This is a genomic window from Pseudomonas sp. McL0111, assembly GCF_052567255.1.
In genome coordinates this window covers 3,626,822-3,643,198 of record NZ_CP199585.1, presented here as the reverse complement: position 1 = coordinate 3,643,198, position 16,377 = coordinate 3,626,822, and the positions used below count along the sequence as shown (strand labels likewise).

The 16,377-nt window shown below is 59.3% G+C and carries 12 protein-coding genes; 5 read left to right on the top strand and 7 right to left on the bottom strand.

Annotated elements, in window-relative coordinates; genetic code table 11:
• Positions 1-144: 144 nt before the first annotated feature.
• Positions 145-582: a hypothetical protein gene (locus ACTWLJ_RS16625; protein ID WP_445177614.1), complete on the bottom strand. Its 438-nt coding sequence runs from the start codon at positions 580-582 to the stop codon at positions 145-147.
• Between the two features lie 103 nt (positions 583-685).
• Between ACTWLJ_RS16625 and ACTWLJ_RS16620 the strand changes: the two genes are divergently transcribed.
• Positions 686-1,123, top strand: coding sequence for a universal stress protein (locus ACTWLJ_RS16620; protein WP_445177613.1), 438 nt, complete (start codon positions 686-688; stop codon positions 1,121-1,123).
• A gap of 171 nt (positions 1,124-1,294) precedes the next feature.
• Here ACTWLJ_RS16620 and ACTWLJ_RS16615 read toward each other — a convergent pair whose 3' ends face one another.
• The gene (locus ACTWLJ_RS16615; RefSeq protein WP_401218183.1) at positions 1,295-3,211 is read right to left on the bottom strand and encodes an ATP-binding cassette domain-containing protein; all 1,917 of its coding nucleotides are present in this window, start codon (positions 3,209-3,211) and stop codon (positions 1,295-1,297) included.
• Positions 3,212-3,425: 214 nt separating this feature from the next.
• On the opposite strand from ACTWLJ_RS16615, the gene ACTWLJ_RS16610 reads away from it, so the two are divergent.
• Positions 3,426-5,354, top strand: coding sequence for a transglycosylase SLT domain-containing protein (locus ACTWLJ_RS16610; RefSeq protein ID WP_445177612.1), 1,929 nt, complete (start codon positions 3,426-3,428; stop codon positions 5,352-5,354).
• Between the two features lie 83 nt (positions 5,355-5,437).
• On the opposite strand, the gene ACTWLJ_RS16605 is transcribed toward ACTWLJ_RS16610, so the two are convergent.
• On the bottom strand, positions 5,438-6,475 hold the full coding sequence (locus ACTWLJ_RS16605) for a Fic family protein (RefSeq protein WP_445177611.1): 1,038 nt from the start codon (positions 6,473-6,475) through the stop codon (positions 5,438-5,440).
• A 57-nt stretch (positions 6,476-6,532) separates the two neighbouring features.
• Positions 6,533-8,317, bottom strand: a complete 1,785-nt coding sequence (locus tag ACTWLJ_RS16600) for an ABC transporter transmembrane domain-containing protein (RefSeq protein WP_445177610.1) — start codon at positions 8,315-8,317, stop codon at positions 6,533-6,535.
• Between the two features lie 257 nt (positions 8,318-8,574).
• On the opposite strand from ACTWLJ_RS16600, the gene ACTWLJ_RS16595 reads away from it, so the two are divergent.
• Positions 8,575-8,754, top strand: a complete 180-nt coding sequence (locus tag ACTWLJ_RS16595; protein WP_064588443.1) for a PA1571 family protein — start codon at positions 8,575-8,577, stop codon at positions 8,752-8,754.
• Positions 8,755-8,917: 163 nt separating this feature from the next.
• On the opposite strand, the gene pdxB is transcribed toward ACTWLJ_RS16595, so the two are convergent.
• On the bottom strand, positions 8,918-10,060 hold the full coding sequence (gene pdxB / locus ACTWLJ_RS16590) for a 4-phosphoerythronate dehydrogenase PdxB (protein ID WP_445177609.1): 1,143 nt from the start codon (positions 10,058-10,060) through the stop codon (positions 8,918-8,920).
• 159 nt (positions 10,061-10,219) lie between these two features.
• Here pdxB and ACTWLJ_RS16585 point away from each other — a divergent pair, with 159 nt between their 5' ends.
• Positions 10,220-11,626, top strand: a complete 1,407-nt coding sequence (locus ACTWLJ_RS16585) for an MATE family efflux transporter (protein ID WP_401218171.1) — start codon at positions 10,220-10,222, stop codon at positions 11,624-11,626.
• 136 nt (positions 11,627-11,762) lie between these two features.
• Here ACTWLJ_RS16585 and tusA read toward each other — a convergent pair whose 3' ends face one another.
• Complete coding sequence (tusA, locus tag ACTWLJ_RS16580; protein WP_025111044.1) at positions 11,763-12,014, bottom strand: sulfurtransferase TusA; 252 nt, start codon at positions 12,012-12,014, stop codon at positions 11,763-11,765.
• Between the two features lie 178 nt (positions 12,015-12,192).
• The gene (rlmM, locus tag ACTWLJ_RS16575; RefSeq protein WP_445177608.1) at positions 12,193-13,266 is read right to left on the bottom strand and encodes a 23S rRNA (cytidine(2498)-2'-O)-methyltransferase RlmM; all 1,074 of its coding nucleotides are present in this window, start codon (positions 13,264-13,266) and stop codon (positions 12,193-12,195) included.
• 223 nt (positions 13,267-13,489) lie between these two features.
• On the opposite strand from rlmM, the gene acnA reads away from it, so the two are divergent.
• Positions 13,490-16,231 carry an aconitate hydratase AcnA gene (gene acnA / locus ACTWLJ_RS16570; RefSeq protein ID WP_445177607.1) on the top strand — a complete coding sequence of 914 codons (2,742 nt, stop codon included), beginning with the start codon at positions 13,490-13,492 and terminating at the stop codon, positions 16,229-16,231.
• Positions 16,232-16,377: the final 146 nt, after the last annotated feature.

The following is a 16,377-nucleotide window of genomic DNA, read 5'->3' as shown; positions in this document are numbered from 1 at the left end:
GAGATTCACAGACTGCGTGAGACCCAATCAACGCAAAAAGAGTTTCCGGCCTGCCTGGCCAACCCCGCCCGATGAATCATGTCGGGCTTTTTATTGCTCGTCTGCCGGACGTTTCGCACCATTGCAGTACGAAATATCCGCGATTCATGCCAGCGCTTTCAGAGTGGCATCTATTTGCTGCAAAACTTCCGCCTCGCCCTTCTCACCCCAATACAAGGCGATCATCTGCTTGTCCGCTTCGACCTTGAAGACGTTATCCGGCAATTTTTCGAAATGATTGAGCAGCGCTCGATCTTCGCAAACTTCCTGCCACTGATTGACCCACACACCCGGCGATTTCTGCCAATAAGTCCAGCACGCTGGCTGACTGCCGCGACGTGGCCGATGATATTGCGCACACGGGCTGGGCGGCTCCTGAGACAGCCAATGCGGCCACTCCTGAGGCGCCAGTTGCATGGCCAGCCCGATACGCCGCGCTTCCATCCGCAGACCTATGCGACCGCTCTGCGCACGCGAGGGACGCAACCATGCCAGCGGACTCAATACCACCAGCAGGATTGACACCACTATCCAGACCGTCATATCTGTACTCCCGTTTTGTCATGAGCCCATTGCGCCACTTTGGAACCAATGCGCTTGAAACCAGCCATACTTAACAATATCGATACCTCAGGAGGAGCACCTCATGCCCTACCACCACATCCTGGTCGCTGTAGATCTGACTGAAGAGTGCGACCCTGTCATCCACCGCGCCCGAGAGCTGTCGGTGAGCAACAGCGCCAAGCTGTCGCTGGTGCATATTGTCGAACCGATGGCGATGGCCTTCGGCGGCGACGTGCCAATGGATCTGTCACAACTGCAACAGCAGCAGTTCGATCAAGCCAAGGAACGCCTTGAACGCCTGAAGCTCAAGTACACCGAACTAGAAGGCGCCAACTGCCACCTGACCTACGGCCAGCCACGCCAGGAAATCCATCATTTCGCCAAAGAACAGGCCTGCGACCTGATCGTGGTCGGCAGCCACGGCCGACATGGTCTGGCACTGCTGCTCGGTTCAACCGCCAACGACGTGTTGCATGGCGCACCTTGTGATGTTCTGGCAGTCCACCTGGTCAAACGCTGATCCAGACACACTGTGGGAGCGAGCCTGCTCGCGAAGGCGTCGGCATATCAAGTATTGATATAGCCTGACCCGGCGCTTCGCGAGCAGGCTCGCTCCCACATTGGATCTCAACCGTATATGAAAAGCCCGGCGCTCATTGCTGAACGCCGGGCTTTTTTACGACTGGATCAATCAGGCATCCAGCTCGGCCCAACGTTCAACCAGCACATCCAGCTCAGCCTGCAACTGCTCCAGCGAAGCAATCACCTTGGCCGTTTCCGCCGCTGGGCGCTGGTAGAAACCGCCGTCAGCCATTTCAGCTTCAACCGCAGCGATCTGTTGTTCCTTGGCGTCGATATCGCCCGGCAAGGCTTCCAGTTCACGCTGCAGCTTGTAGCTGAGCTTTTTCTTGGCGACTGGTGCGTCTGCTGCTGCGACCGGTGCCGGCTCAGCCTTGACCACTGCCGAATTCAAGTCGGCTTTGCCGGACTTGCTCTCGGTCACGCCCAGCAGGCGCGGCGAACCACCCTGACGCAGCCAGTCCTGATAACCACCGACGTATTCACGTACCTTGCCTTCACCTTCGAAGACCAGGGTGCTGGTAACCACGTTGTCGAGGAATGCCCGGTCGTGGCTGACCATCAGCACGGTGCCGTTGAAGGTCAGCAGCACTTCTTCCAACAGTTCGAGAGTTTCCACGTCGAGGTCGTTGGTTGGTTCGTCGAGTACCAGCAGGTTCGCCGGTTTGCTGAACAGTTTGGCCAGCAACAGACGCGCACGCTCACCACCCGACAGCGCCTTGACCGGCGTGCGGGCACGCTGCGGGCTGAACAGGAAGTCGCCGAGGTAGCTCAGGACATGGCGGCTCTGGCCGTCGATATCGATGAAGTCGCGACCTTCGGCGACGTTGTCGATCACGGTTTTTTCCAGATCCAGCTGATGGCGCAACTGGTCGAAGTAAGCCACGTCGATCCGCGTGCCCTCTTCCACTTTGCCGCTGGTCGGCTGCAGACCATTAAGCATCAGCTTCAGCAGGGTGGTTTTGCCGGTACCGTTGGCGCCGAGCAGGCCGATACGGTCGCCGCGCTGCAGCACCATCGAGAAGTCCTTGATCAGGAACGGTCCGCCCGGATGCGCGAAGCTCACATTCTCGAGGACCATAACCTGTTTGCCGGACTTGTCGGCGGTATCCAGCAGGATGTTGGCCTTGCCGGTACGCTCGCGACGCTCGCTGCGCTCAACACGCAGGGCTTTCAAGGCGCGAACGCGACCTTCGTTACGGGTGCGACGCGCCTTGATGCCTTGACGAATCCACACTTCTTCCTGGGCCAGACGCTTGTCGAACAGCGCGTTGGCAGTCGCCTCGGCAGCCAGCTCAGCTTCTTTGTGCACGAGGAAACTGGCGTAGTCGCCGTTCCAGTCGATCAGGCCGCCGCGATCCAGTTCGAGGATGCGTGTTGCGAGGTTTTGCAGGAAAGAACGGTCGTGCGTGATGAATAGCACGGCGCCCTGGAAATCTTTCAGCGCTTCTTCGAGCCAGGCAATCGCACCGATATCCAGGTGGTTGGTTGGCTCGTCGAGCAGCAGCAGGTCCGGCTCGGACACCAGCGCCTGCGCCAGCAGCACGCGACGACGCCAGCCGCCGGACAATTCGGCGAGGGTCTTGTCGGCCGGCAGTTGCAGGCGGCTCAAGGTGCTGTCGACCAGCGTTTGCAGGCGCCAGCCATCGCGGGCTTCGAGATCGTGCTGGACGTGCATCAGCTTGTCCAGATCAGCGTCGGTGACGATGTTCTGGCTCAGGTGATGGTATTCGGCAAGCAGTGCGCCAACGCCGTCGAGGCCTTCAGCCACCACGTCGAACACGGTCCGCTCGTCGGCCACCGGCAATTCTTGCGGCAATTCGCCGATTTTCAGACCGGGGGCACGCCACACCGAGCCGTCATCGGGCTTCTGGTCGCCCTTGACCAGTTTCATCATGCTGGACTTGCCAGTGCCGTTGCGGCCGATGATGCACACCCGCTCACCACGGGCGATCTGCCAGGACACCTTGTCCAACAACGGCATAGAGCCGAACGCAAGGGACACATCGCTGAATTTGAGCAGGGTCATGAGCTTCTCCAAAAACCGGGCGCGCATTCTACCTGACTTGAGGCATCAACAGGCCGGCAATTTATCTGTGGACGCACTCTGCACAACAATTGTTGCGAACTTGTGCTGCGCGGCCCGCAAAGCTTTCGCCGCTTGCTGGCAAAAGGCTAAGCTACAGACAATTCAGTGCCGGCCACGCCCGCACTTGTCCTGATTTTCTCTGCCCGGATGTCTCATGCGCAGTCGCCTTTTCAGTGTTTTGTCCTGTTTGCTACTTACCGCCGCTGCTGCTCAATCCGCTCAGGCGGTGGACCTGTCCACCCAACGCCAGTATTACGATGAAGCCAAACGCGCCCTGGCCAAGGGCGATACCGGCCCGTATTTCCGATACAGCCAGGCGCTGGCCGATTATCCGCTGGAACCGTATCTGGCTTACGACGAGCTGACCGCCCGCCTGAAAAGCGCGAGCAACGCGGAAATCGAGAAGTTCCTCGCCGAGCACGGCGACCTGCCGCAAGCCAACTGGATGAAGTTGCGCTGGTTGCGCTGGCTGGCCGACCGTGGCGACTGGGCAACCTTCGTCAAGTATTACGACCCGAAACTCAACTTCACTGAACTCGACTGCCTGAATGCGCAGTACCAGATCAGCAGCGGTCACAAGGCCGAAGGCTATGCCAACGCAGACAAACTGTGGCTGACCGGCAAATCGCAACCCGCCGCATGTGATGCGTTGTTCGGAATCTGGGCCGCCGACGGCCAACTCACCGAACAAAAACGTTGGGAGCGCACCAAACTCGCCGCCCAGGCACGCAACTATCCATTGGCGAACAGCCTGACCAACGGCCTGACCACGCTTGCTCCACGCGGTCGGCTGCTGGTTGATGTCGCGCAGAAGCCCGAACTGTTGAATCAGCCTTCGCGCTTCGTCCCGGCCGATGAACCGATGTCCGACGTAGTCAGCCTCGGTCTGCGCCGCCTCGCCCGTCAGGACCCGGACAAGGCCATGGCTTTGCTCGACGGTTATGCCAGCAGCATGCACTTCTCTCGCGATGAGAAAGTCGCGATCGCCCGGGAAATCGGCCTGACACTGGCCCGGCGTTTCGACAGCCGCGCGCTCGACGTGATGACCAAGTACGACCCGGAACTGCGTGACAACACCGTTTCCGAATGGCGTCTGCGCCTTCTGCTGCGTCTGGCGCGCTGGGACGATGCTTATCAACTGACCCGCCGCCTGCCGCAAGATCTGGCCACCACCAACCGCTGGCGCTACTGGCAGGCACGCAGTCTGGAACTGGCGCAGCCGCAGAACCCGGAAGCACAAACGCTGTACAAAGGTCTGGCGAAGGAGCGTGATTTCTACGGTTTCCTTGCCGCCGACCGCTCGCAACTCCCGTACTCCCTGAACAACAAACCGCTGGTGCTCAGCCAGGCGCTGATCAACAAAGTGCGCAACACGCCGGGCGTGCGTCGCGCTCTGGAATTCCATGCCCGCGGGCAGATTGTCGACGGTCGCCGCGAGTGGTATCACGTCAGCCGTCACTTCAACCGCGATGAAATGGTCGCCCAGGCGAAACTCGCCTACGACCTGAAATGGTACTTCCCGGCGATCCGCACCATCAGCCAGGCACAATACTGGGACGATCTGGATATCCGCTTCCCGATGGCGCACCGCGAAACCCTGGTGCGTGAAGCCAAGGTTCGTGGCTTGCATTCGAGTTGGGTGTTCGCCATCACCCGTCAGGAAAGCGCCTTCATGGACGACGCCCGCTCCGGTGTCGGCGCCAGCGGCCTGATGCAGTTGATGCCCGCCACCGCCAAGGAAACCGCACGCAAGTTCAGCATTCCGCTGGCTTCGCCGCAGCAAGTGCTTGATCCGGACAAGAACATCCAGCTCGGCGCCGCTTACCTGAGCCAGGTTCACAGCCAGTTCAACGGCAACCGCGTGCTCGCCTCCGCCGCCTACAACGCCGGCCCCGGCCGCGTGCGCCAATGGCTGCGCGGTGCTGACCACCTGAGTTTCGATGTGTGGGTGGAAAGCATTCCGTTCGACGAGACCCGCCAGTATGTGCAGAACGTGTTGTCCTACTCGGTGATCTACGGCCAGAAACTCAACTCGCCGCAGCCGTTGGTGGATTGGCATGAGCGTTACTTCGACGACCAGTAATTACGCAGATGACGCCGAATAACGAAAAATGCCCGTATCGCGAGATACGGGCATTTTTTTGTGCCTGTCAAAATGCGCCGCTGTTACTGCACCACCGCCATTCGCTTGCCCGTCTCAGTCAACCGATACCTTTGCGCTGGGCTCGTCGGGGAATCTGGGTCAGTCATTTCAATCCACATGGCTGTCAGAGCCGGCTTGAGGTAGTTCGCACGAAAGGTTGCTTTATGGGCCAGACCAAGCTTACCCATAAGGTCGTTGATACTGAGTGGAGCGGCTCCGTCGAGTGCTCCCAGCAGCTTTGCTACTTGGTCGGTTACTTGGTCGGTTACTTGGTCGGTTACTTGGTCGGTCGCCGGTTCGGCACTGATTGCTTCCTGCAATGCAAGACTCAATGCCTGAAGCATAAACTCGACAAAGGGCGTTGACTCCGCCATTCGATCAGCCGCTGACAATGCGGCGTAATAGGCGTCCTGTTGGTCCCGAATTACGGCTTCAACCGGCAGATAGGCCAACACTGGTCGCCACTGACTGAGAATCAAGGTTTGCCAAAGGCGTCCCATCCGTCCGTTACCATCGGCAAAAGGATGTATAAACTCGAACTCATAATGGAACACACAGCTAACGATCAACGGATGCCAGTCTGACGCGTCAAGCCACGCCAGCAACTCATCAATCAGGTGCGCAATTCGGCTGGGTGGTGGCGCCATATGCACCAACTGCTCGCCACGATAGATGCCGACGCCTGTCCGGCGTAACTGACCGCAATCATCAATGAGTCCATGCATCAGCAATTCGTGTGCACTTAGAAGATGGGCCCTGTTCCCCGGCTTCCAGTCTGGCATTGACTCATAAGCCGTAAACGCATTACGTACTTCCTGTATCTCCTTCGGCAACCCCAGAACCCGCTTACCAGCCAGTACTGCGGTCACCTGCTCAACACTCAGCGTGTTGTTCTCGATTGCCAGAGAAGCCTGAATCGTACGAATTCGATTACCTCTACGCAGTTGAGGCGTCTGCCGACTGTCGTCCATGGCCGAAAGCTTACCGATTTGCTCGCTGATTTCGGCGATCAGAGCAAGCATTCGAGTGGTCAGGGTCAACGGTGGTTGGTAACGACTCATGTCCTCATCCTGGTATTCCATACAGCTCGTCATAATGCCCGATGCAGGCAGCATTCATCAGTCCTGTTTAAAAACTTCCTTTCCATCACTGAACTGCAATGCCGCCAACCGCGCATACAGCGGATTACTGGCAATCAACTCCTGATGCGTGCCAATCGCCACCAGTTTGCCCTGATCCATCACCGCAATCCGGTCAGCGTTCTTCACTGTGGCCAGACGATGGGCGATCACCAGCGTCGTGCGGTTTTGCATCAGTTTCGGCAGTGCTTCCTGAATCAGGTGTTCACTCTGCGCGTCGAGGGCGCTGGTAGCTTCGTCCAGCAGCAGGATCGGTGCATCCACCAGCAACGCCCGGGCGATGGCCAGACGTTGGCGCTGGCCGCCGGAAAGTCCGAGCCCGCCGTCACCCAGATGAGTCTGGTAGCCGTCCGGCATCTGCTCGATGAAATCGTGGGCGTGGGCAATTTTCGCCGCGTCCTTGACCTGCTCCAGCGTCGCGCTGGGGTTGCCATAGCGAATGTTCTCTTCGACGCTGCCGAAGAACAGCGCCGGCGTCTGTGACACCAGCGCAAAACAACGGCGCAAGTCCAGCGGATCAAGACGGGTCAGCGGCACGCCATCAAGAAGAATCTGCCCTTCAAGCGGATCGTAGAAGCGCAATAGCAAGTCGTACACCGTGGACTTGCCGGCGCCAGACGGTCCGACCAGTGCCAACGTCTCACCGGCGTTGATTGTCAGATCGAGGCCGTTGACCGCATAGCTTTCTGGACGCGAAGGGTAGGAAAAACGCACGCCTTGCAGTTGCAACTCGCCGTTGACGCGCTCCGGCAAGGTCACCAGTCCGCTGGTCGGCGGCTTGATGATGTTTTCCGAGCGCAACAGTTCGGCGATCCGTTCAGCGGCACCGGCAGCGCGCTGCAACTCGCCGATCACCTCGCTCAACGTGCCGAACGCACTGCCGACGATCAGGCTGTAGAACACGAACGCCGCCAGTTCACCGCCGGAAATTCGTCCGGCAATCACGTCCATGCCGCCGACCCACAACATCACCGCCACCGCGCCCAACACCAGCACGATGACCAGGGTGATCAACCACGAGCGCTGATAGATGCGTTTTCGCGCGGTCTCGAAAGCCTGCTCGACCGTCGAGGCGAAACGCTGCTCGTCCTGCACCTGATGGTTGTAGGCCTGCACGGTTTTGATCTGGCCGAGGGTTTCGGACACATAACTGCCAATGTCGGCAATCCGGTCCTGACTTTGCCGCGACAGATTGCGCACTCGCCGCCCGAAAATCAGGATCGGTGCGACCACCAATGGCAAGGCAATCACCACGATGCTGGTGAGTTTCGGGTTGGTGATGAACAGCAGAACGATGCCGCCAATGACCATCAACAAATTGCGCAGGAACAGCGACAGCGATGAGCCGATCACCGATTGCAATAGCGTGGTGTCGGCAGTCAGCCGCGACTGAATTTCCGAACTGCGGTTGTCCTCGTAGAACCCCGGATGCAGATACACCAGATGGTTGAACACCTGGCGCCGAATGTCCGCGACAACCCGCTCGCCAATCCACGACACCAGATAAAACCGAGCGAATGTACCAATCGCCAGCCCAAGCACCAGCAGCATGAACAGGCCAATCGACTGATTGAGCAGGTGCGGTGACTGGGTCATGAAACCCTGATCGACCAGCATCTTGATGCCCTGCCCCATCGACAAGGTGATGCCTGCCGTGACAATCAACGCAAGCAACGCTCCGAGAGCCGGCCAGCGATACGGCGCAAGGAAATGACTGGTCAGGCGCAGGGCGCGACGGTGTCGGGAAGAAAGCATCGGGATCATTCGGACTCACATCGGAGTGGAGGAATAGGGCCAGCCTACAGAACCAAATGGGGTGGAACTCTGTAAATCACAATGAGTCAGGTTAAATATGACCGCCACGACTAGACCCTAGATGCTATTGGTCTAATGTCACTGTTGAGACAAACGGTCATTTCTGTTTGAGTGGAGATGCCGACCCGGACGGACCAAGGGCGTTGTAACAGCCCGGTCACCTGGCGGTTTTATTCTAGATAAACAACCTGATGAGGAGACAGGCCATGTCCTTGCAACACAGCAGCGAAGACAAGATTGAAGTGATCCGCACCAAGCCCGGCCAACCTCTGGGTTGCTCGATTATCGATAAGGATGGGCGTGAAGTACCGATCACTGAAGACATGATCCAGGACGCTTGCCGCGAACTGGAGAAGCGATTGGTCAAGCCTGCCGAACAAAAGTGATATAGCCACAGTCTTCCAGACCCGGCCCTGATGGCCGGGTTTTTTCTGTCTGAACGACCGGATTGAACCGCGGCGCTGCCTTCGCGAGCAAACTCGCTCCCACAGGGAAAATGCATTTCAAATTGTGGGAGTGAGCCTGCTCGCGATGAAGCCAGCTCGGTGCTTAAACAGCAACCGCACCCAGTGCCGCGACGATTTGCTGCAACTGTGGGGAATCCCCTTCAATCCGCACCTGCAATCCTTCAATCTCCCGCCGCACCGGATACTGCTTGCGCAACACATCAAACGCCGCACGCTGTTCAGCGACATTGCCTACAAGACTGCGGCGGAAATCCGCATCGTCCCGGCGTGGGTCGTACACGCCACGGCACAACATCGCCAAGGCCCAGTCTGGATCGGTGTCAGCATGCAGCGTCACTTGCGACAACCACGGTGCTGGCAGCAACTCACTGAGCGGGATGCTAGCGGGTTGCCCGATAAAGTCGCAGTAGGCTTGATAAATCTGCGCCGTGCCACGTTGCTTGCCGTCGAGGCTATAGCCGGCAATGTGCGGCGTGGCCAACACGCAAAGTTCGGCCAGCGCCACATCCACCTCGGGCTCTGCTTCCCAAACGTCGAGCACCGCTTGCAGGTCTTCCCGCTCCAGCAACACGCGCCGCAGTGCGGCGTTATCCACTACCGGGCCACGAGCAGCGTTGATCAGCCAGGTTCCGGGCTTGAGTTGCTGCAAGCGCTGCTGATCAAACAGGTGCCAGGTCGCGCCGTCAGCGTTGCGGGTCAGTGGCGTGTGCAGACTGATGACGTCGCATTGCTCGATGATCTGCTCCAGGCTGACGTAATCGCCGCCCTCCGCTGCCTGACGCGGCGGATCGCAGACTTTCACGTTCCATCCCAATCCCTTCAGGACCTTGATCAGTCGACCGCCGACTTCACCGGCGCCCACCACACCGTAGGTGCGTTGTGGCAGATCGGCGCCTTCGATTTCGGCCAGGGTCATCAGGCTGCCGAGCACGTAATCGACCACGCCCCGAGCGTTGCAACCGGGCGCGCTGGACCAGGTAATGCCGGCCTCGGCAAAATAATCCAGGTCCAGATGATCGGTGCCAATCGTGCAGGTGCCGACAAAACGTACCTTGCTGCCTTCCAGCAACGCGCGGCTGACATTAGTCACCGAACGCACCAAGAGCACATCGGCCTGCTCGACCGTGGCACGGTCGATGGAACGGCCCGGCACCCGGCGAATCTCGCCGAAACCGGCAAAAAAGGCATCGAGCAACGGAATATTTTCGTCGGCAACAATCAGCATGGCGGGCTCCTTTGGCGGACCGGCAGTTTAGGCGCAGACAGGGGGATGAGCCAGCAAGCTTTGTGATTACAAATCCGCAACACAGGATTTTTCCTGACCGTTACGTCAGCGGCGTAGAATGCCCCGCCTTGCGCATCAACACCTGTGGACGCTTTGCCTGTGAATTCCGTAACCGATCAACCCGCCGTTTCCCTCAACCGCCCTGCCCGGGTTCGCCTGGAGCTGAAGAATCTGCTCGCCCTCGCGTTGCCGATCATCATTGCGCAACTGGCGACCACTGCCATGGGTTTCGTCGATGCCGTGATGGCTGGCCGTGTGGGCCCGCGAGATCTGGCCGCCGTGGCACTGGGCAACTCGATCTGGGTGCCGGTGTTTCTGCTGATGACCGGCACCCTGCTGGCGACCACACCGAAAGTCGCCCAGCGTTTCGGCGCCGGCACGCACAGCGAGATTGGCCCGATTGTCCGTCAGGCGTTGTGGCTGGCGTTGGTTGTGGGACTGATCGCCACCGCGATGCTGCTCGCTGCCGAGCCGATCCTGCATCTGATGAAAGTCGATCCCGAGCTGATCGGCCCGTGCATGCAGTACCTGCACGGTATCGCCAGCGGCTTGCCGGCCGTTGCGTTCTACCATGTGCTGCGCTGCTTCAGTGACGGCCTGGGACGTACCCGTCCGGCAATGGTGCTGGGCCTGTGTGGTCTGGCACTGAACATTCCGCTGAACTACATCTTCATTTATGGCCACTTCGGTGTGCCGGCCATGGGTGGCGTCGGTTGCGGTTGGGCGACAGCGATTGTGATGTGGGTGATGACCCTCGGTCTGGCGGGTTACGAGCGCTGGGCACCGGCCTACCGTTCGAGTGAACTGTTCAGCCGTTTCGACTGGCCACAATGGGCGGTGATCAAGCGTCTGCTGGCGATCGGCTTGCCGATCGGCATCGCGGTGTTTGCCGAGTCGAGCATCTTCGCGGTAATCGCCCTGCTGATCGGCAGCCTCGGCGCCACCGTGGTGGCCGGGCATCAGATCGCACTGAACGTCAGCTCGCTGGTGTTCATGATTCCTTACTCGCTGGGCATGGCCGTGACGGTACGCGTCGGCCAGGCGCTGGGCCGCGAAGAACCGCGTGAAGCGCGTTTCGCTGCGGGCGTCGGCATGGGCACGGCACTGGCTTACGCCTGTATTTCCGCCAGCATGATGCTGTTGCTACGCGAGCCGATTGCCTCGATCTACACCGCCGACCCGACGGTGATTCACATTGCGGCGATGCTGATTGTGTACTCGGCGCTGTTCCAGTTCTCCGACGCGATCCAGGTCACTGCCGCCGGTGCCCTGCGGGGTTATCAGGACACCCGGGTGACGATGATCCTTACCCTGTTCGCGTATTGGGGCATTGGTCTGCCGGTGGGTTACGCCCTCGGCCTGACCGATTGGCTCGGCGAGCCACGCGGCCCGAGCGGTTTGTGGCAAGGATTGATCGTCGGCCTGAGCTGCGCGGCGCTGATGCTGTCGATCCGCCTGACCCGCAGCGCGCGCAAGCGGATTCGGATCAGCCGTTCGGCGGGCTGAGCCCCTTACGCAAGACAAAAAAATGCGGGAGCCAGCCTGCTGGCGATTGCGCAGTGTCAGTCAACATTTCTGTTACTGATTCACCGCAATCGCCAGCAGGCTGGCTCCCACAATTGTTTTTGCGTTTGCCTTGATATCAGGCGTGTTTCTTGCGAATCCAGTACAGGTACGTACCGGCTTCTTCATGCTGCCCCACCAGTTCGTGGTCGAGAAACACACAGAACTTGGGGATATCGCGACGGGTCGACGGGTCGGTGGCGATCACCTTGAGCAGGCCGCCGGGCACCAGATCACGGATGTGCTGGTGCAACATCATCACCGGTTCCGGGCAATTGAGGCCGGTGGCGTCGAGGGTGCCGTCGACCGGGGTATCGATCATTTCACTCATGATTCACTCCTGAAACTGACCGACATTGTCGCGCATTGCCGGGTGTATCGTCATCCCGTGGTACACACAGAACCTGTGGGAGCTGGCTTGCCAGCGATGGCGTCCGTTCAGCCAATCGTATGCTGAATGTCATGACCTCATCGCGGGCAAGCCCGCTCCCACAGGGTTTTGTAGTGTTTCAGCGGGACTTGGGTTTCTTGATGTCGTGGCGACGCAAATGGCAGGTCACTTCTTCGCGGTCGTGATACAGCTGTTTGCAGCCGATATCGACCTTGATCCCGCGTGCCTTGAAACCATCGGCGATGCGTTCAAGCAAACGCTTCACTTCGGCATAACGCTGCTTCATCGGCAACTTGAGGTTGACCACCGCTTCGCGGCAATGGCCCTCGCCGATCCACTCTTCGAGCATCGCCGCGTTACGCGCTGGTTTCTCGACGATGTCGCAGACCATCCAGTCCACCGGCTGCTTGGGCTTGAAGGTAAAGCCGTCAGCCATCAAGTGCTGCACCAGACCGGTGTCCATCAGGCTTTCAGCCATCGGGCCGTTATCGATAGCCGTCACCAGCATGCCGCGATTGACCAGTTGCCAGGTCCAGCCGCCCGGTGCCGCGCCGAGGTCGACGCCGGTCATGTCGCTGTGCAGACGATCTTCCCACTGATCACGCGGGATGAAGTGATGCCACGCCTCTTCCAGTTTCAGCGTCGAACGGCTTGGTGCCTCACGCGGAAATTTCAGGCGCGGAATTCCCATCGGCCACATCGCCGAGTTACCGGCATCGGCCATGCCGAGGAACACTTCGCGGCCGCTCTTGAAAGTCAGCAACAGACGCGGCTTGCTGGCGTCATCCACCAGTTTGCCGGCGCCGGTCAGCGCCTTGCGCAGCGGGCCTTCGAACTTCTTGCAGAAGTTCGACAGTTCCTTGCCGTCGTTGGTGTCGACCACTTCCAGCCACAGGCTGCCGCACACCGGGAACTCAGCCATGTTGGCGAGGATCACGCTGATGCGATCGGTTTCCGGCAGATCGATAAATACACCGCGTGCCCATTGGCGCGGGAAGATCAGTTCGGCGAAGCGCTGGCCACGCATCAGGCGTTTGGCGCCATCTTCTTCGGTGCAGACAAATTCGGCACACGCGGTGGCCGTTTTGGCTTTGGCGTAGCCCGCCACGTTCAGTTGTGCGGCGAGGTCGGAAATCTCGGAACAGACTTCGCCTTCGAAGCCCGGCCGGCAATGCATAAAAAGGGTGTTCATTCTTACTCCTGGGCAGAGGGCGGTGATTCGGCCCCTGCACGATGCCCAAGCGTTGCGTTGAAGCAATGCCTGTCACGAAAACCGGCGCATGATAGCCGAGTTCGGAACCTTGGACTTGTCGATAGAGTCCAGTTATTAGCCAGCTACCTAAAACAGGGCTAGTTTGTAAGCTCTGTCCGTCCCCTCAGTCCGTAGCCGTGCGGACTCGAAAGGAGTCATTTCAATGCCGTCCCTTGATAGCCTGAAAACCCTTAAAACCTTACAGATCGACGACAAGACCTACCACTATTTCAGCCTGCCGGATGCCGCCAAGAGCCTCGGCGACCTCGACAAACTGCCCATGTCGCTGAAAGTCCTGCTGGAAAACCTGCTGCGCTGGGAAGATGAAAAAACCGTCACCGGCGCCGACCTCAAGGCGATCGCCGCGTGGCTCAAGGAACGCCGCTCCGACCGGGAAATCCAGTACCGTCCGGCCCGCGTCCTGATGCAGGACTTTACCGGCGTTCCCGCCGTGGTCGACCTCGCCGCCATGCGCGCCGCGATGGCCAAGGCCGGTGGTGATCCGCAGCGAATCAATCCGCTGTCGCCGGTGGATCTGGTAATCGACCACTCGGTAATGGTCGACAAATTCGCCACCGCCAGCGCCTTCGAACAAAACGTCGACATTGAAATGCAGCGCAACGGCGAGCGTTACGCGTTCCTGCGTTGGGGTCAGAGCGCCTTCGACAACTTCAGCGTGGTACCGCCGGGCACCGGCATCTGCCATCAGGTCAACCTCGAATACCTTGGACGCACCGTGTGGACCAAGGATGAAGACGGCCGCACCTATGCGTTTCCCGACACTCTAGTCGGCACCGATTCCCACACCACCATGATCAACGGCCTCGGCGTACTTGGCTGGGGCGTTGGCGGCATTGAGGCAGAAGCGGCAATGCTCGGGCAACCGGTGTCGATGTTGATCCCGGAAGTGATCGGTTTCAAACTGACCGGCAAACTCAAGGAAGGCATCACCGCCACTGACTTGGTGCTGACCGTCACGCAGATGCTGCGTAAAAAAGGCGTGGTCGGTAAATTCGTCGAGTTCTACGGCGACGGTCTCGCCGACCTGCCGCTGGCCGACCGCGCAACCATTGCCAACATGGCTCCGGAATACGGCGCCACTTGCGGGTTCTTCCCGGTCGACGACGTGACATTGGAATACCTGCGCCTGTCTGGCCGTCCACCCGAAGTGGTGAAACTGGTCGAGGCCTACACCAAGGCTCAAGGCCTGTGGCGTCTGCCCGGTCAGGAACCGGTGTTCACCGACAGTCTGGCGCTGGACATGGGCAGCGTCGAAGCGAGTCTCGCAGGACCTAAACGTCCGCAAGACCGGGTTTCGCTGCCGAATGTCGCGCAAGCCTTCAGTGACTTCCTTGATTTGTCATTCAAACCCACCAGCAAGGAAGAAGGCAGGCTCGAAAGCGAGGGCGGCGGCGGTGTCGCAGTGGGCAATGCTGATCTGGTCGGTGAGGCTGACTACGAGTCCGAAGGCCATACCTATCGCCTGAAAAACGGCGCCGTGGTGATTGCCGCGATCACCTCTTGCACCAACACGTCCAACCCGAGCGTGATGATGGCTGCCGGACTGCTGGCGAAAAAAGCTGTCGAGAAAGGCCTGACCCGCAAACCGTGGGTGAAAAGTTCGCTGGCACCGGGTTCGAAAGTGGTCACCGACTACTACAAGGCTGCGGGGCTGACGCAATACCTCGATCAACTCGGTTTCTCGCTGGTCGGCTACGGCTGCACCACTTGCATCGGCAACTCCGGGCCATTGCCGGAGCCGATTGAAAAAGCCATCACCAAAGCCGATCTGACCGTAGCGTCGGTGCTGTCCGGCAACCGCAACTTCGAGGGACGCGTGCATCCGCTGGTCAAAACCAACTGGCTGGCCTCGCCACCACTGGTGGTCGCGTATGCATTGGCCGGTAGCGTGCGCAGTGACATCAGCAGTGAACCACTGGGCAACGACCAACAAGGCAATCCGGTGTATCTGCGCGACATCTGGCCGAGCAGCAAGGAAATCGCCGACGCGGTAGCCCAGGTCAACACCGCGATGTTCCACAAGGAATACGCCGAAGTGTTTGCCGGTGATGAGCAGTGGCAAGCAATCGAAGTGCCGCAGGCTGCGACCTATGTTTGGCAGGACGATTCGACCTATATCCAGCATCCACCGTTTTTCGACGATATCTCCGGCCCGCTGCCAGTGATTAAGGATGTCGAGGGCGCGCGGGTTTTGGCGCTGCTGGGCGACTCGGTGACCACCGACCACATCTCCCCCGCCGGTAACATCAAGGCCGATAGCCCGGCCGGACATTACTTGCGCGAAAAAGGCGTGGAGCCAAGGGATTTCAACTCCTACGGTTCACGTCGCGGCAACCACGAAGTGATGATGCGTGGCACCTTCGCCAACATCCGTATTCGTAACGAAATGCTCGGCGGTGAGGAAGGTGGCAACACCATCTACATTCCGACCGGCGAAAAACTGGCGATCTACGATGCGGCGATGAAGTATCAGGCGTCGGGTACACCGCTGGTGGTGATTGCCGGTCAGGAATATGGCACCGGCTCCAGCCGCGACTGGGCCGCCAAGGGCACCAATCTGCTCGGCGTCAAAGCAGTGATTGCCGAGAGTTTCGAGCGGATTCACCGTTCGAATCTGGTGGGCATGGGCGTATTGCCGTTGCAGTTCAAGCTGGATCAGAACCGCAAGACACTCAACCTGACCGGCAAGGAAACCCTCGACATTCAGGGCCTGACCGGCGCCGAACTGACGCCACGGATGAACCTGACGCTGGTGATCACCCGTGAAGACGGGCGTCAGGAGAAAGTCGAGGTGCTGTGCCGCATCGATACCCTGAACGAGGTCGAGTACTTCAAGTCTGGCGGGATTCTGCATTACGTCCTGCGCCAGTTGATCGCCTCGTGATCTGTTGAATAGTCTGTGGTGAGGGAGCTTGCTCCCTCACCACAGTAGACCGGCGACGAAGCCTCTCGTACTTTTCCATAGGCGAAAAAAAACCCGCCGAAGCGGGTTTTTCCCAAGACCAATATCGACTCCCTGTCGGCAGCGAT

What these genes read in the sequence shown, in the direction of transcription:
- ACTWLJ_RS16625 (WP_445177614.1), bottom strand. Translation starts at nt 582, where the DNA reads ATGACGGTCTGGATAGTGGTGTCAATCCTGCTGGTGGTATTGAGTCCG.
- ACTWLJ_RS16620 (WP_445177613.1), top strand. Translation starts at nt 686, where the DNA reads ATGCCCTACCACCACATCCTGGTCGCTGTAGATCTGACTGAAGAGTGC.
- ACTWLJ_RS16615 (WP_401218183.1), bottom strand. Translation starts at nt 3,211, where the DNA reads ATGACCCTGCTCAAATTCAGCGATGTGTCCCTTGCGTTCGGCTCTATG.
- ACTWLJ_RS16610 (WP_445177612.1), top strand. Translation starts at nt 3,426, where the DNA reads ATGCGCAGTCGCCTTTTCAGTGTTTTGTCCTGTTTGCTACTTACCGCC.
- ACTWLJ_RS16605 (WP_445177611.1), bottom strand. Translation starts at nt 6,475, where the DNA reads ATGAGTCGTTACCAACCACCGTTGACCCTGACCACTCGAATGCTTGCT.
- ACTWLJ_RS16600 (WP_445177610.1), bottom strand. Translation starts at nt 8,317, where the DNA reads ATGATCCCGATGCTTTCTTCCCGACACCGTCGCGCCCTGCGCCTGACC.
- ACTWLJ_RS16595 (WP_064588443.1), top strand. Translation starts at nt 8,575, where the DNA reads ATGTCCTTGCAACACAGCAGCGAAGACAAGATTGAAGTGATCCGCACC.
- pdxB (WP_445177609.1), bottom strand. Translation starts at nt 10,060, where the DNA reads ATGCTGATTGTTGCCGACGAAAATATTCCGTTGCTCGATGCCTTTTTT.
- tusA (WP_025111044.1), bottom strand. Translation starts at nt 12,014, where the DNA reads ATGAGTGAAATGATCGATACCCCGGTCGACGGCACCCTCGACGCCACC.
- rlmM (WP_445177608.1), bottom strand. Translation starts at nt 13,266, where the DNA reads ATGAACACCCTTTTTATGCATTGCCGGCCGGGCTTCGAAGGCGAAGTC.
- acnA (WP_445177607.1), top strand. Translation starts at nt 13,490, where the DNA reads ATGCCGTCCCTTGATAGCCTGAAAACCCTTAAAACCTTACAGATCGAC.